At 65.8% G+C, this 14,333-nt stretch carries 14 protein-coding genes; 7 read left to right on the forward strand and 7 right to left on the reverse strand.

Translation table 11 applies throughout. The features are described from left to right. The first annotated feature begins 49 nt into the window (after positions 1-49). A complete protein-coding gene (locus U1763_RS12895) occupies positions 50-613 on the forward strand; it encodes an outer membrane protein (RefSeq protein WP_332755525.1) in 564 nt (187 codons plus the stop codon). A gap of 257 nt (positions 614-870) precedes the next feature. After that, positions 871-2,199: a PQQ-dependent sugar dehydrogenase gene (locus U1763_RS12900; RefSeq protein ID WP_332755526.1), complete on the forward strand. Its 1,329-nt coding sequence runs from the start codon at positions 871-873 to the stop codon at positions 2,197-2,199. A 207-nt stretch (positions 2,200-2,406) separates the two neighbouring features. Here U1763_RS12900 and U1763_RS12905 read toward each other — a convergent pair whose 3' ends face one another. Beyond that, positions 2,407-2,604 carry a putative signal transducing protein gene (locus tag U1763_RS12905; RefSeq protein WP_056057596.1) on the reverse strand — a complete coding sequence of 66 codons (198 nt, stop codon included), beginning with the start codon at positions 2,602-2,604 and terminating at the stop codon, positions 2,407-2,409. After that, the gene (locus tag U1763_RS12910; RefSeq protein ID WP_332755527.1) at positions 2,601-3,161 is read right to left on the reverse strand and encodes a pyridoxamine 5'-phosphate oxidase family protein; all 561 of its coding nucleotides are present in this window, start codon (positions 3,159-3,161) and stop codon (positions 2,601-2,603) included. The genes U1763_RS12905 and U1763_RS12910 overlap by 4 nt, the downstream gene beginning before the upstream one ends. Positions 3,162-3,210: 49 nt before the next feature. On the opposite strand from U1763_RS12910, the gene U1763_RS12915 reads away from it, so the two are divergent. Both U1763_RS12915 and U1763_RS12920 read left to right on the forward strand, forming a co-directional pair. Next, positions 3,211-3,456 carry a type II toxin-antitoxin system CcdA family antitoxin gene (locus U1763_RS12915; protein ID WP_332755528.1) on the forward strand — a complete coding sequence of 82 codons (246 nt, stop codon included), beginning with the start codon at positions 3,211-3,213 and terminating at the stop codon, positions 3,454-3,456. Beyond that, the gene (locus U1763_RS12920; protein ID WP_332755529.1) at positions 3,457-3,747 is read left to right on the forward strand and encodes a CcdB family protein; all 291 of its coding nucleotides are present in this window, start codon (positions 3,457-3,459) and stop codon (positions 3,745-3,747) included. Here U1763_RS12920 and tldD read toward each other — a convergent pair. After that, a complete protein-coding gene (gene tldD, locus U1763_RS12925; protein WP_120299871.1) occupies positions 3,744-5,171 on the reverse strand; it encodes a metalloprotease TldD in 1,428 nt (475 codons plus the stop codon). The two genes, U1763_RS12920 and tldD, sit on opposite strands and share 4 nt — an antisense overlap. Positions 5,172-5,189: 18 nt before the next feature. Next, the gene (locus U1763_RS12930) at positions 5,190-5,423 is read right to left on the reverse strand and encodes a zinc-finger domain-containing protein (protein ID WP_031393477.1); all 234 of its coding nucleotides are present in this window, start codon (positions 5,421-5,423) and stop codon (positions 5,190-5,192) included. Positions 5,424-5,696: 273 nt separating this feature from the next. Between U1763_RS12930 and U1763_RS12935 the strand changes: the two genes are divergently transcribed. The 3 genes from U1763_RS12935 to U1763_RS12945 all read left to right on the forward strand — a co-directional run bounded on the left by U1763_RS12935 (position 5,697) and on the right by U1763_RS12945 (position 9,440). Further along, positions 5,697-6,635, forward strand: a complete 939-nt coding sequence (locus U1763_RS12935; RefSeq protein WP_332755530.1) for an ABC transporter ATP-binding protein — start codon at positions 5,697-5,699, stop codon at positions 6,633-6,635. Then, positions 6,632-8,209 (forward strand): L-aspartate oxidase, encoded by a 1,578-nt coding sequence (gene nadB / locus U1763_RS12940; RefSeq protein ID WP_332755531.1) that lies wholly within the window; start codon positions 6,632-6,634, stop codon positions 8,207-8,209. Before U1763_RS12935 ends, nadB begins: the two co-directional genes overlap by 4 nt. A 118-nt stretch (positions 8,210-8,327) precedes the next feature. Next, positions 8,328-9,440 carry a serine hydrolase gene (locus U1763_RS12945; protein WP_332755532.1) on the forward strand — a complete coding sequence of 371 codons (1,113 nt, stop codon included), beginning with the start codon at positions 8,328-8,330 and terminating at the stop codon, positions 9,438-9,440. 150 nt (positions 9,441-9,590) lie between these two features. Here the strand turns inward: U1763_RS12945 and U1763_RS12950 are convergent, their stop codons facing one another. From U1763_RS12950 to U1763_RS12960, 3 genes are all read right to left on the reverse strand, one after another. After that, positions 9,591-10,835: a M20 metallopeptidase family protein gene (locus U1763_RS12950; RefSeq protein WP_332755533.1), complete on the reverse strand. Its 1,245-nt coding sequence runs from the start codon at positions 10,833-10,835 to the stop codon at positions 9,591-9,593. Between the two features lie 171 nt (positions 10,836-11,006). Beyond that, complete coding sequence (locus U1763_RS12955; RefSeq protein ID WP_332755534.1) at positions 11,007-12,650, reverse strand: helicase HerA-like domain-containing protein; 1,644 nt, start codon at positions 12,648-12,650, stop codon at positions 11,007-11,009. Positions 12,651-12,761: 111 nt separating this feature from the next. After that, complete coding sequence (locus U1763_RS12960) at positions 12,762-14,318, reverse strand: Do family serine endopeptidase (RefSeq protein ID WP_132737640.1); 1,557 nt, start codon at positions 14,316-14,318, stop codon at positions 12,762-12,764. Positions 14,319-14,333 lie beyond the last annotated feature (15 nt).

Consider the following 14,333-nt stretch of genomic DNA (forward strand, 5'->3'; position numbering starts at 1 on the left):
TCGAAAAAGGGGATCAGCGATGAAGTATGCAGGCGTTATGGCAGCGATAATGGTAGCAAGCCCAGTGTCGGCCCAGGAAATGGAGCTTCCCTTCACCGGTCCGTCGGTGGGTGCCGAGGCCGGACTACTCGAACACCATTTCGTGCTTCAGTTCGAAAACTACGAGAATGACACGCTGGTCGCCAGCTATGATCGCTATTACAGGGCCAGCGGCTTTGGTGGCGGCGTGTTCGCCGGCTACGACATCGCCGCATCCCGCAACTGGCGGCTCGGCCTTGAGATTGCGGGTACCACAGGAGGCCGGGACAACAGGGCGACGTTCGAGACGCTGGTCTACGAACAACGGCCCCAGTTCGGTGTTCGGGGCACGGCGCGTGCCGGCTACGTCCTGACACCGCGCCTCATGGCGTACGGATCGGTCGGCTATGGCGGCAACAGATACCGTATTCGCGACGCGCTCGGTATCGGCGACACGAATAAGTGGGGCAGCAGCTTCGTCGTCGGCGGTGGTGCGGAATACCGTCTCGATCGCCGTTACGGGGTCCGCTTCGACGTCAAGCACGTCGACAACCAGACGTGGCAAGCGTTCGTGGGCATGCCGATCCGGTTCTGATCTCCGTCCTGTTCGAGATTGCCGGCGGCCTTTTATTCCTCCCCGGCACGGGGAGGGGGACCGCGACGCACAGTGGCAGGGTGGAGGGGCTCACTGTGAGCGCATCGCCCATGGAAGCCCCCCCTCACCCGTCATTCCAGCCAAAGCTGGGATTTCCCGGTTCGGGCCACCGCACCTCCCTCATGAATATCCCAGCTTTCGCTGGGATGACGGTGGTAGAGATTGCCCCAATCCCCTCGCCCCCCTAATCTCCCCGTATGCGCAAACACATCCTCATCGTCCTTGGCCTGATCCTGCTCGTGATCGCCGCGGGCGTCACCTATGTCGCCTGGCCCGATACGGCGGAACTGTCAGTCGACCAGGTCGCGGGCAAGCTGCCCAAGATCACCGATCCGCGCATCCAGACGATCCCGACCGTGAAAGTCGCCAAGGTCGTCGGCTGGCAGAACGGCGCGATGCCGACGCCCGCGGCCGGCCTGAAGGTCCAGCCGTTCGCGACGGGGCTCGATCACCCGCGCTGGATGTACCGCCTGCCCAATGGCGACGTGCTGGTAGCGGAAACCAACTCGCCCCCGCGCGAGGGCGGCGGGATCACCGGCTGGGTGATGAAGGTCCTGATGGGCCGCGCCGGCGCCGGTGTGCCGTCCGCGAACCGCATCACGCTGCTCCGCGATGCAAACGGTGACGGCGTTGCGGAAACGAAGTCGGTGTTCATGACCGGGCTCAACTCGCCGTTCGGCATGACATTGCTCGACGGACAGCTCTACATCGGCAACACCGACGCGCTGGTCCGCGTCCCCTACACCGACGGTTCGACCAAGATCACCGCCAAACCCGAGCTCGTCATCAAGCTCAACCCCGGCGGCAATCACTGGGCACGCAACGTCATCGCGGCCGCCGACGGCAAGACGCTGTACGTCGGCGTCGGCTCATCCTCGAACATCGCCGAGAACGGCATGGACGCCGAGAAATACCGCGCCAACATCCTGCAGGTATGGCCCAAGGACAAGAACTGGCGAATCTACGCCGCGGGCCTGCGCAACCCCAACGGCATGGCGATCAACCCCAAGTCGGGCGGGCTGTGGACCGTCGTCAACGAGCGCGACATGCTCGGCTCCGATCTCGCCCCCGATTACCTGACGCAGGTCGAGTTCGGCGATCACTTCGGCTGGCCCTGGTATTATTGGGGCGGCTATCCCGACAGCCGCGTCGAACCAAAGAACCCCGCGCTCCAGCAATATGCGAAGCGCCCGGATTATGCGCTCGGACCCCACGTTGCCGCGCTCGGCCTGACCTTCTCCGCGGATGCGAAGCTCGGCGATCGCTTCGCCAATGGCGCGTTCGTCGGCGAGCACGGCTCGTGGAACCGCAAGCCCGTCTCCGGCTACAAGGTGGTCTACGTGCCCTTCGGCGACACCGGCTTCCCGGCTGCAAACGCAAAGCCGATCGACGTACTGAGCGGGTTCCTGAACAAGGACGGCGACGCACAGGGCCGCCCGGTCGGCGTCATCACCGACAAGACCGGTGGTCTGCTGGTGGCGGACGATGTCGGCAATGCGATCTGGCGGGTTAGCGCGGGGGGCTGATCTCTGCGGAAGGCGGGCAAAGGTCTTGCCCTTTTCCGTCACCCCGGACGTGTTCCGGGGTCCACCGTTCCGCAAACGCGAACCCACGTAGCTTGCTGAACCGTGGATGCCGGAACAAGCCCGGCATGACGGATACCGTCGGTTATTGGAGAGCGCAGAAGTGTTCGCTTAATCTGGCGCCAATTTACTGACGCCTAACGCACTCGCTCACCCCGCTAAAATCCCCCTAGCCTCGTCCAGATCGTCCTCGTCGACCATCACGCGAACCGGGATCAGCAGCCAGCTCCCTTCCATGATCGACATCCCGCCATCGAACGCGATCGCCGGGATGCCTTCGCTCTCGAGCCGCCCGACGATGATATGAGCCTCGTTGCGGCCGTACCGCCCCAGTTCGACGAGGCTCATTCTCCGGCACATTCCGGCAGGACGGTCGCAACGCGCACCGGCAGCCCGTCGATGCTTCTGGTCCGCCCAGCCCATTTTGCGAGCCGCTCGGTTCCCGCCTGCGCAGCGTGATATTTCGACAGGGTCTGGCGCTCGCGGTCCAGAGTCATGAACGGCACGCCCCAACCGCAACTCGTCTGCACCTCGTCGACATCGATCACGAAGATCTGCCGCGTACCCGGCAACGGCGTGAACTGCGCGTAAAGCTCGGCCCAGCCGTCGTCCTGCGGCAACACCGCACGCCCCTTGCCATAGATGCGGAAGATCAGCGCGGGCTGGCCGAACGCGCAGAACATGATCGTGATGCGACCATCGGCACCCAGATGCGCGTTCGTCTCGTTCCCCGACCCACCGACGTCGAGATACGCGACCGTCTTCGGATCGAGTACGCGAAAGCTGTCCATGCCCTTGGGACTGAGATTGATCCGCGCGCCTTCCGCGGCGGTGGCAACGAAGAATACCGGTTGCCGCATCACGAATGCGCGATGATCGTCGGTGAGCGCGGGGAAGAAGTCCATCGTTCGGCTCCGAATTGACGCGCATCATCGACGCGCATACTCTATGCCCATGAAACATGATCCCGTCGCAACCGGCAAGCGCAAATCGGTCAACATGTCGCTCGATACCGGCATCGTAGCGGCGGCACGGGAGGCAGGGCTCAACCTCTCCCAGATCAGCGAACATGCTATCAGGCACGCGACAAAGGTCGAACAGGAGCGGCGCTGGAAGGAAGAAAATCGCGAGGCGATACAGGGCTGGAACCACTGGTACGAAAAGAACGGCGATCCGCTCGCCCATTTGCGGTCGCTCTGAATGGCACAGTTCGACGTCTACCGCGTTCGCGGCAACGTGCTGGTGATCGATTGCCAGTCTGATCTTCTGACCGATTTGCCGACCCGCTTCGTGGTGCCGCTTCGCCCGACCGACACCGTCGCACTCAAGAGGCTGACCCCGACCTTCGTTATCAACGGCACGGCACTGACCATGATCACGCCGCTAGCGCGCGCGATCGATGTCCGCGATATCGAAGATACCGTCACGACACTCGACACAGCACAGTTCGAGATCAAGGCTGCGCTCGATATGTTGATCTCCGGGTTTTAGGCCGCCGTCCCCCCGACCGTAAGCCCATCGACCAGCAATGTCGGCTGCCCGACGCCAGCCGGCACCGACTGTCCGCCCTTGCCGCAAATCCCGATACCTTCGTCAAGCGCGAAGTCGTTGCCGATCCCACGCACCTTGGTCAGCGAACTCGGGCCATCGCCGATCAGCGTCGCGCCCTTGATCGGCGCACCGAGCTTGCCGTCCTCAATGAGATACGCCTCGGTGCAGCTGAACACGAACTTGCCCGACACGATATCAACCTGACCGCCGCCGAACGCCTTGGCGAAGATGCCCTTCTTGACGCGCGACAGAAGCTCGGCGGGGTCGTCGTTGCCCGCCTTCATGAAGGTGTTCGTCATCCGCGGCATCGGTGCGTGCGCATAGCTCTCGCGACGGCCGTTGCCGGTGGCCTCGACGCCCATCAGCCGTGCGTTGAGGCGGTCCTGCATATAGCCCTTGAGGATGCCGTCCTCGATCAGCACGGTCTCGCGCGTCGGCGTGCCCTCGTCGTCGATCGTCAGCGAGCCGCGGCGATCTTGAAGTGAGCCGTCGTCGACCACCGTCACGCCCTCGGCCGCAACGCGCTCGCCGATGCGACCCGAGAAAGCCGACGTACCCTTGCGGTTGAAATCGCCTTCGAGACCGTGACCGATCGCCTCATGCAGCAGGATGCCGGGCCAGCCATTGCCGAGCAACACGGTCATCTCGCCCGCCGGCGCCGCAATCGAGTCGAGGTTCACCAGCGCCTGCGACAACGCCTCGTCGATCGCACGGTTGTACGTCGCAGGCTCGAACAGGTCGTTGTAGAGATAGCGGCCGCCGATCCCGTAGCTGCCCGTCTCACGACGCCCGTTCTGTTCGGCGACGATCGAGACGTTGAGGCGGACGAGCGGGCGCACGTCGGTCGCGACGAAACCATCCGCGCGGACGATCTCGACCACCGACCACGTCCCGGACAGGCTGACCGAGACCTGCGCGACGCGAGGATCGCGCGCCCGCGCGGCGGCATCGATCGTCTGGCACAGGTTCACCTTGTCGGCGAACGGCACGAGGTCGAGCGGATCGGCGGCGGTGTAGCGGCGCTGGTTGGTGCCCTGCGGCGGACCAGCCTTTGCGGCAACACCCGGTTCGATCAGCGCCATCGTCTCGGCGGCGCGCCGGATCGCGGCGGGGGTCATCTCGTTCGAATGCGCGAACGCGGTCATCTCGCCCGACACCGCGCGCAGGCCGAACCCCGAGCTGGTGTCGTAGGAGGCGGTCTTCAGCCGACCATCGTCGAAGCCGAACGCCTCGGCCTTGCGGTACTGGAGATACAGCTCGCCGTCATCGGCCTTGCCGAGCGCCTTGGCGGTCAGCGCCTGCGCCTGTTCGGGGTCCAGGGTATCGCGGTAGAGGAACGAACGGGGGTCTGCTGCTATCGTCATCCGATAGATATAAGAAGCTTAGCGCCCTGCGCCATCCCCGTGATCGCGCAAAGTCGACTGGTCCGCGCCATCGGCGGCGCCGCCGACGAGAATGAAGCGGCGGTCGCAATAGCCGCAATCGACATAGCCGGTCTCGTCGATCTGCAACCAGACGCGCGGGTGGCCGAGCGCTGCGCCGCCGGGAATGTCGGTGGCGCCATCGCAGGCGACGCGGGCGTGGGTGACGCGGGTGGTTTCGAGCGGCGGATGCATGCGCGGTCGATAGCAAGGGTGCGCGGGCCGGGCAATTGGTTCTTCCCGTGATCCAGAAGGAAGAATGGGTTCACGCGGAGGCGCGGAGACGCGGAGGTGTTGCGCTTGCCGCGAAGCGACCTTCCAATCATCTGACCGCGGAACAGATAGTTGAGTCTCCCGACCGACAGGCTGGGTGCAACACCTCCGCGTCTCCGCGTCTCCGCGCGAACAAATCTTCTTTGCAACGCCCGAGGGGATGACCAGCCCGCGACGCCCCGCTATGCCGCTGGCATGACCGAAGCCGCGATCGCCATCAAGAACCTCTGCAAGACCTATGCGCCCGTCGGCACGGCGCCGCCGAAACGCGCGCTCGACGACGTGACGTTCGACGTCCCCCGCGGCCAGATCTTCGGCCTGCTCGGTCCCAACGGCGCGGGCAAGTCGACGCTGATCAACATCCTCGCCGGCCTCGTCAACAAGACCGATGGCAGCGCCGCGATCTGGGGGTTCGACATCGACGAGCACCCGCGCAACGCCAAGGCGTCGATCGGGATCGTCAACCAGGAGATCCTGTTCGACCCGTTCTTCTCGCCGTTCGAGACGCTCGAGATCCAGGCCGGCCTCTACGGCGTCCCCAAGGCGAAGCGCCGCACGATGGAACTGCTCCGCGCCGTGCATCTGGAGGACAAGGCGCACGCCTATGCGCGCACGCTGTCGGGCGGGATGAAGCGTCGCCTGATGGTAGCGAAAGCGATGGTGCACTCGCCCCCCGTCCTCGTCCTCGACGAACCGACCGCGGGCGTCGACATCGAGCTGCGCCAACAGCTCTGGACCTATGTCCGCAGCCTCAACCAGGCCGGTGTGACAGTGGTCCTCACCACGCATTATCTTGAGGAAGCCGAAGAACTCTGCGACCGGATCGCGATCATCAACAACGGTCGCCTGATCGCGAATGAACCCACGCGCGAACTGGTCGGCAAGGCGCAGGAGAAGATCGTCGCCGTCACCGTCGATCGCGACGTGACCGACATCCCCGCGAACGCCTGCTTCCAGAAGATCACCCTGAAAGGCACTCGCACTCTCGAAATCACCTATTCGAAGGACCGGGTAAACGCCGGAGATGTCCTCGCCGCGATCCAGTCCGGCGGCTTCGGCATCGTCGACGTCTCGACCAAGGAGCCCGATCTCGAGGACGTCTTCCTCAGCCTGACTCGCGCCGCCAACGCATGACGAGCGACATCCTGATCGTCGGTTCGGGCGCCGCAGGTCTCACCGCGGCGCTCAACCTGGCGGACCGGTTCAAGGTCACCGTGCTGGCGAAGGGCGCGCTCAACGAAGGCTCGACCGCCTGGGCGCAGGGCGGGATCGCCGCCGTGCTCGAACCCGGCGACACGTTCGAGAACCATGTCGAGGACACGATGGTCGCCGGCGCCGGGCTCAACGACCGCGCGATCGTCGAAATGGTCGTCGAGGGTGCCCCCGCCGCGATCGAGCGCCTGACACGTCTCGGCGTACCGTTCGAGACCGAAGGCAATGCGCTCCACCTGACCCGCGAAGGTGGCCACTCGCACCGCCGCATCGTCCACGTCGCCGACGCGACCGGATGGGCGGTGCAGGAGGCTTTGCAGAAGGCCGCCGAAGCACATCCGAACATCACCCTCGTCCCAGATCAGATCGCCATCGACCTCGCCACCGGCCGCCACGAGGAACGCTATTCAGGCGCGGGCAACGTCTGGGGCGTCTACGCGGTCGACCGCAAGACCGAGCGTGTCGCGCTCTACACCGCGCGCGCGACGATCCTCGCGACCGGCGGCGCGGGCCGCACCTATTTGTTCTCGACCGCCCCACGCGGTGCGACCGGCGACGGCATCGCAATGGCATGGCGTGCAGGCGCGCGCGTCTCCAACATGGAGATGATGCAGTTCCACCCGACCTGCCTCTACAATCTGGAGGTCAAGAATTTCCTGATCACCGAGGCGGTCCGCGGCGAAGGCGGGCGGTTGATCAACCCGTCGACCGGCAAGCGCTTCATGACCTATTACGACCCTACGCGGATGGAACTCGCCCCCCGCGATATCGTCGCGCGCGCGATCGATGCCGAGATCAAGCGCTATGGCCTCGACTACGTTCATCTCGACATCAGCCACATGCCGGCCGAATTCATCCGGCATCACTTCCCGAACATCCACGAGAAACTGCTCGGGCTCGGCATCGATATGACGACGCAGCCGATCCCGGTCGTCCCCGCGCAGCACTATACGTGCGGCGGCATCGTCATCGACGAACACGGCAAGACCGATCTTCCGGGCCTGTATGCGGCAGGCGAGTGCACCGAATCCGGCCTGCACGGCGCCAACCGGCTCGCGTCCAATTCGCTGCTCGAATGCTTCGTGTTCGGCGAGGCGGCGGCGGACAGCATCGCAGCCGCGTGGGACTCGCTGCCCCCGCCCCCGCCGATCCGCCCGTGGGACGAAAGCCGCGTCACCGACTCCGATGAAGAGGTCGTGATCAAGCAGACTTGGACCGAAATCCGCCGCTTCATGTGGAATTACGTTGGCATCGTCCGCACGACGAAACGCCTCGAACGCGCGCAACACCGGATCAAGCTGCTCAATGAAGAGGTCGCCGAATATTACCAGCATTTCCGCGTCACGCCCGACCTGATCGAACTGCGCAACCTGCTCCAGACCGCCGAGTTGATCGTCCGGTCCGCGCTGCACCGGCACGAAAGCCGCGGGCTGCATTTCACGCTCGATTATCCCGAGACGCTGCCGGACGCGGTCGATACGGTTCTCGTTCCCTGATCGCCGCGCGATTGGGCGCACCGTCGGCGCGCTTCGTCGCAGCGCCGCCTGGCCGCTGTTTCGCGCGCCGGATCAACGGATAAGGGTCGATGCTTCAGTGCAGGGCGTTCCATCGATCATGACATCCGCGAGTGCGTTCAAGCGTCTTTTGGCCACGTCCCTGTTCGGCGTGGCGCTCGCCGGATGCGGATCGGCGTCGCGGCCAAGCCCTCCCGCGGTCGGGCCGGTGCATCAGGCCGAGGGGTTCGTGTCGATCCCGGTGCCGCCACCGCTGCCACGCGCGCTGCGACCCGCGCCGGCGAGCCTGGTCAACGCGATCTCCGAATTGCAGAGTGGCTTCCAGGGCAAGGCGGGGATCGCAGTGCGTGCGGTCGACGACGGCTGGACGGTCGAGGCCGGCGGGCGCCAGTTGCTGCCGCAGCAATCGGTCAGCAAGCTGTGGGTCGCGATGACCGTGATGGACCTGCGCGACCAGGGCAAGCTGCGCCTCGACGAACCGATCGTCGTCCGCCCGCAGGATCTGACGCTCTTCCACCAGCCGATCGCGATGCTGGTGAAAGGCGACGGGTATCACACCACGATCAACGACCTGCTGACGCGTGCGCTGACGCACAGCGACAATACCGCGAACGACCGGTTGCTGGCGCGGGTCGGCGGGCCGTCGGCGGTGCGGTCGATGATCGCGCGGAAGCAGCTCGGCGCAATCCGGTTTGGGCCCGGCGAGCGGCTGTTGCAGAGCGGCACCGCTGGGCTCGTCTGGCAGCCGTCCTACGCCGTCAACGGCGGCTTCATGACCGCACGCAACCGATTGTCCCCGGCGGTGCGTGAGGCCGCGCTGAATGCGTATGTCCGCAATCCGCCCGACGGTGCGGCGCCGATCGCGATCGCCGATGCGATTGCGCGGCTGGCGAAGGGGGATATCTTGTCGGAGACCTCGACCAAGATCCTCCTCGACACGATGGGGCGTTCGGTCACCGGTCGCGCCCGGCTTCGTGCGGCGCTCCCCGGCGGCTGGGAGATCGCGCACAAGACCGGCACCGGGCAGGACCTGGGTCGCCGCAATGCCGGCTTCAACGACGTCGGGCTGCTCACTGCGCCAGATGGGCGACGGTATGCGATCGCGGTGATGATCGGGGATACGATCAGGCCAATGCCGGAGCGGCAGCGGCTGATCCAGGCGGCTGCGGCGGCGGTGGCGAAGTATGCGGGGACCACGCGGCCTTCGAACTGAGATCAGCGGTATCGGGGCGGATGAACTCCACCCTACCGTCATCCTGACGAAAGTCAGGACCCAGGATGACGGGCGATACCGTATCCAGCTCTGGGTCCTGACTGTCGTCAGGATGACGTAAGACGAGCATTCGTCCCCACAGGACCGCCCTCAGTCGAACCCGTTCGCCAGAAAACGCTCCGCCACCGCGCAGTGCATCGCGATCCCATGCGCCATCACACGCTCGTCGATCGTCATCTTGGTATTATGCAGCGGCGGGTTGGTACGCGGATCGCTGCCCTCGGGCGCCGCGCCGATGAACGCCATCGCGCCGGGCAGCTTCTGGAGGACGTACGAAAAGTCCTCCGCGCCCATCATCGGCGGCATCACCTGATACGCGCCCTCGCCACCGATCGCGGTCGCGCACGCCTTCAGCAGGTCGGTGGCGCGTTCGTCGTTGACAGTGACCGGATAGCCTTCCTCGATCGTCGGCGTACCGACGGCGCCGTGCGCGGCGGCGATGCCCTCGACCATGCGGATGAACGCGGCGCGAACCTGTTCGCGCGTGCGCTCAGACAGCGTCCGCATCGTGCCGAGCATCTCGACCGTCGACGGGATGACGTTGTGCGCGCTGCCGGCGTTGAGCTTGGTGATCGACAGCACCGCCGGGTCGGTGACCGCCACTTGGCGCGCGACGTAGGTCTGCAAGGCGGTAACGATCTCACAGGCGATCGGCAGCGGATCGAGGCAGTCGTGCGGCATAGCCGCGTGACCACCACGCCCGGTGATCGTAGCGCGCAGCGTGTCGGTCGAGGCCATCAACGTGCCCGCGCGGCTGACGACATGGCCCATCGGCATGTTGGGCGAGATGTGCAGCGCGAAGCCCGCCTCGGGCAACGGCGAGTCGAGCAGGCCATCGGCGATCATATGGCGGGCGCCGTGATGCCCCTCCTCGCCGGGCTGGAACATGAAGACGACCGTACCGGGCAGTTCGTCGCGGCGCGCGCAAAGCGCCTTGGCCGCGCCGACCAGCATCGCCGTGTGCGAATCATGGCCGCAAGCGTGCATCGCGCCGTCGATCTTCGACGCGAACGGCAGGCCGGTTTCCTCCTGCATCGGGAGGGCGTCCATGTCGCCGCGGAGCAGCACCGTGCGGCCGTTGCCGCCGGCATTGCCTGCTCGGCCGCCGCGCAGGATCGCGACGAAGCCGGTTGTGGAAGTGCCTTCGCGGATATCGAGCGGGAGACCGGCAAGTGCGGCCTTCACCTTGTCCGAGGTACGGGGGCAGTGAAGGCCGACTTCAGGATCGGCGTGGATCGCGCGGCGGAGTTGAATCGCGTCGTCGAGGCTGTCTTCGCCGACGGCAGTCCAGTCGGTCGGGGCCCAGTCTGTGGCGGATTCGAAATCGAGGGACATCGGGAACTCCTGTCTAGTATTTGAGCCCCACCCCGGCGGAGGCCGGGGCCCAGTTGGGGAACAGCGGTAACGGCGGACGGCGCTCCGTTACATCGACCTTGCCAATTGGGCCCCGGCCTTCGCCGGGGTGGCGTTTTTGTGGGGCAGCCCGCCCCCGATCGCTGAGGTAGTCTAGCCCCGGAAGAGGCCGCCTAACACCCCGCGCAACACGGTGCCGACCAGACCACCGCTCGACGACGACCGGCGCGACTTGGTGCCGAAGACCTGCTTGCCGATCTCGTTGGCGACCTGACGGCCGATCGACGAGCTGGCGGCGCGCGTCGCCGACGATGCCATCTTGGTCCAGGGCGAGTTGGCCGTCTCGCGGTCGGCTTCACGCTGCTGGCGATCCGCCTCGCGCTGGTCCGCGATGCGCGCGCGTTCCGCCTCTTTCGCCGCCTTCGCATCGAGCTTTGCCTGCGCGGCAGCAGCCTTCTCCGCCTCGGTCGTTGCCTTGGCCTCAGCGGCAGCAGCACTCGCCTCCTCCGTCTTCGCGGCCAGCAATTCCTCCGCCGACTCCCGATCGACCAGCGTGTCGTATTTCGCACCGATCGCATCGGTCTCGATCATCACCTTCCGCTCGGCCGGCGTGATCGGGCCGACGCGCGAGGCAGGCGGCTTAATCAGCGTGCGCTCGACCGGGGTCGGCGCGCCATCGGCCTGAAGCAGCGACACGAGCGCTTCACCCACCTTCAGTTCGGTAATGATCGTCGCGACGTCGACGCCTGGGTTCGCCCGGAACGTCTCCGCCGCCGAGCGCACCGCCGCCTGATCGCGCGGCGTGAACGCGCGCAACGCATGCTGCACCCGGTTGCCGAGCTGCCCTGCCACCGTGTCGGGAACATCGATCGGGTTCTGCGTGATGAAGTGCACGCCCACGCCCTTTGAGCGGATCAGGCGAACCACCTGTTCGATCTTTTCCAACAGTGCCTTCGGAGCCTCGTCGAACAGCAGATGCGCCTCGTCGAAGAAGAAGCAGAGCACCGGCTTGTCCGGATCGCCGACCTCGGGGAGATGCTCGAACAGCTCGCTCATCAGCCACAGCAGAAACGTCGCATACAGCTTGGGCGCGGCCATCAGCTTGTCGGCGGCGAGGATGTTGACGATGCCCCTGCCCCGGTCATCGACGCCGATAAAGTCGTTCATCTCGAGCGCCGGTTCGCCGAAGAAATTCTCCGCACCCTGCGTGCGCAACTGAAGCAGGGAACGCTGGATCGCGCCGATCGACTGCTTCGAGACGTTACCGTACGTCACCGTCAGTTCGTCCGCGCGGCCCGCGCATTCGGTCAGCATCGCTTGAAGATCATCGAGGTCGATCAGCAGCAGCCCCTCCTTGTCAGCGACGTGAAAGGCGATCGTCAGCACGCCCTCCTGCACCTCGTTGAGGTCCATCAGCCGCGCCAGCAGCAGCGGCCCCATCTCGCTGATCGTGGTGCGGATCGGATGGCCCTGCTCGCCGAACAGATCCCAGAACTGCACCGGATTGTCGGCATAGGCCCAGCTGTCGTCGCCGATCGCGTTGGCGCGCTCGGCAAACGTCGCGTGCGTCTTCGCGGTCGGCGACCCGGCCATCGCTAGGCCCGACAGGTCGCCCTTCACGTCGGCGACGAAGCACGGCACGCCGTTCGCGGAAAAGCCTTCGATGATGCCCTGCAACGTCACCGTCTTGCCGGTACCGGTCGCGCCCGCGATCAGGCCGTGGCGGTTGGCGCGCTTCAACTCCAGCGTCTGCGGCTTGCCGTCCACGCTCGCGCCGATGAAGATGCCGTCGGTCATGGGTCTCGTCCTCTGTATCCGGAGCCGACCCTAACCCCGCGCGCCGCAAAGAAAAAGGACCGCCGCTCGGGTGAGCGACGGTCCTTTCACATCAGTCGTGTCGGTCGTGGATTACTTGATCTTGACCGGCAGGAACTGCGCCGGGCTGCGGCCACGCTTGACCTGCAACAGGACCTGCGGGCGACCGGCGGCCTTGGCGACGTTGACCGCGTTCTGGACGTCGACCGCAGTGCGGACGGGCGTGCCGTTGACCGAGATGATGACGTCGCCGCGCTTGAGCTTGCCGAACGCATCGCTGGTCGGTGCGACCACGGCGATCACGACGCCCTGCGTGTTCGTCTCGACGCCGACCGCCTGCGCGATCGCCGGGGTCAGCGGCTGGACGCCGATCCCGAGCGCCGCGCCTGCCGTCGGTGCGGCGGGGGTGGCGGAATCGTCGCCGTCATCGCCGTCGTCGGTACCGAAGCCCTGCGCGTCACCACCGAGCGTCGCGGCCAGCTTGTCGGCGCTCGGACGCGGTACGACGACCACGTTGGCGACCACCGGCTTGCCGTTGCGCAGAATGTCGAGACGCGCGGTCTGGCCGGGCTTCACGTTCGAGACAAGGTAGGACAGCGACTGGTCGACGGTAACGACCTGGCCGTTGACCTTGGTCACGACGTCGCCTGCGCGCACGCCGGCCTTCGCCGCCGGGCCGCCTGCGGTAACGTCGTTGATCAGCTCGCCCTGGTTCTTGGCGATGCCGAGTGCGGCGGCGGTATCCTCGTTGATCGTGCCGCCGGGCTGGAGCTGGACGCCGATATAGCCGCGCTCGATCGTGCCGCCCTTCATGAAGGTGGCGATGATCGGCTTGGCGACGGCCGCGGGGATCGCGAAGCCGATGCCGATATTGCCGCCCGACTGGCTGAAGATCTGCGAGTTCACGCCGATCACGTTGCCGTTGAGGTCGAACATCGGGCCACCCGAGTTGCCCTGGTTGATCGACGCATCGGTCTGGATGAAGCGGTCATACGCGCCGCCCTGGCCGGTGACGCGGTTGATCGCCGAGACGATACCCGCGGTCACGGTGCCGCCGAGGCCGAACGGCTCGCCGATCGCGACGACCCAGTCGCCGACGCGCGCGCCGTTCGAATCGCCGAACTTCACGAACGGCAGGTTGGCCGCGTCGATCTTCAGCAGCGCGAGATCCGATTCCTGATCCTTGCCGATGACCTTGGCGACATATTCCTTCTTGTCGCTAAGCGTCACGGTGATCGAATCGACCGTCGCGCCCTGCGCGCCCGGCGAGATCACGTGGTTGTTGGTGACGACATAGCCGTCGGGCGAGATCAGGAAGCCCGAGCCGAGCGAGGCGCCTTCGCGCTTCACCGGCGCGCCACCCTGGCCGCCGCCGCCCATGCCGCCGAACAGGTCGCCGAACGGCGTGCCCGCGAAAGGATTGGCCTGCTGCTTCTGGACGATCGTCTGCTTGGTCGAAATGTTGACGACCGCGGGCTGGAGCCGTGCGACCATGTCGGCGAAGCTCATCGGCGCGCCGGGTTTCGGCGAGACCGCCTGGATCGCACCGGGTTCGTTCTGCGCGACCTGCGCACCGCTCGGCTGGAGCGCGAGCGTCGCGGTCGCGCCGCCGAGGAGAAGAGCACTGGTAATGGCGTAGGCGTAACGCACTAGATGTTGTCCTCT

Source organism: Sphingomonas sorbitolis (genome assembly GCF_036663875.1).
Taxonomy (GTDB): domain Bacteria; phylum Pseudomonadota; class Alphaproteobacteria; order Sphingomonadales; family Sphingomonadaceae; genus Sphingomonas.

Coding starts and splice junctions, on each gene's coding strand:
- nadB (WP_332755531.1), top strand. CDS start 6,632: ATGACGAGCGACATCCTGATCGTCGGTTCGGGCGCCGCAGGTCTCACC.
- U1763_RS12905 (WP_056057596.1), bottom strand. CDS start 2,604: ATGAGCCTCGTCGAACTGGGGCGGTACGGCCGCAACGAGGCTCATATC.
- U1763_RS12935 (WP_332755530.1), top strand. CDS start 5,697: ATGACCGAAGCCGCGATCGCCATCAAGAACCTCTGCAAGACCTATGCG.
- tldD (WP_120299871.1), bottom strand. CDS start 5,171: ATGACGATAGCAGCAGACCCCCGTTCGTTCCTCTACCGCGATACCCTG.
- U1763_RS12920 (WP_332755529.1), top strand. CDS start 3,457: ATGGCACAGTTCGACGTCTACCGCGTTCGCGGCAACGTGCTGGTGATC.
- U1763_RS12950 (WP_332755533.1), bottom strand. CDS start 10,835: ATGTCCCTCGATTTCGAATCCGCCACAGACTGGGCCCCGACCGACTGG.
- U1763_RS12955 (WP_332755534.1), bottom strand. CDS start 12,650: ATGACCGACGGCATCTTCATCGGCGCGAGCGTGGACGGCAAGCCGCAG.
- U1763_RS12915 (WP_332755528.1), top strand. CDS start 3,211: ATGAAACATGATCCCGTCGCAACCGGCAAGCGCAAATCGGTCAACATG.
- U1763_RS12910 (WP_332755527.1), bottom strand. CDS start 3,161: ATGGACTTCTTCCCCGCGCTCACCGACGATCATCGCGCATTCGTGATG.
- U1763_RS12945 (WP_332755532.1), top strand. CDS start 8,328: ATGACATCCGCGAGTGCGTTCAAGCGTCTTTTGGCCACGTCCCTGTTC.
- U1763_RS12900 (WP_332755526.1), top strand. CDS start 871: ATGCGCAAACACATCCTCATCGTCCTTGGCCTGATCCTGCTCGTGATC.
- U1763_RS12895 (WP_332755525.1), top strand. CDS start 50: ATGGTAGCAAGCCCAGTGTCGGCCCAGGAAATGGAGCTTCCCTTCACC.
- U1763_RS12930 (WP_031393477.1), bottom strand. CDS start 5,423: ATGCATCCGCCGCTCGAAACCACCCGCGTCACCCACGCCCGCGTCGCC.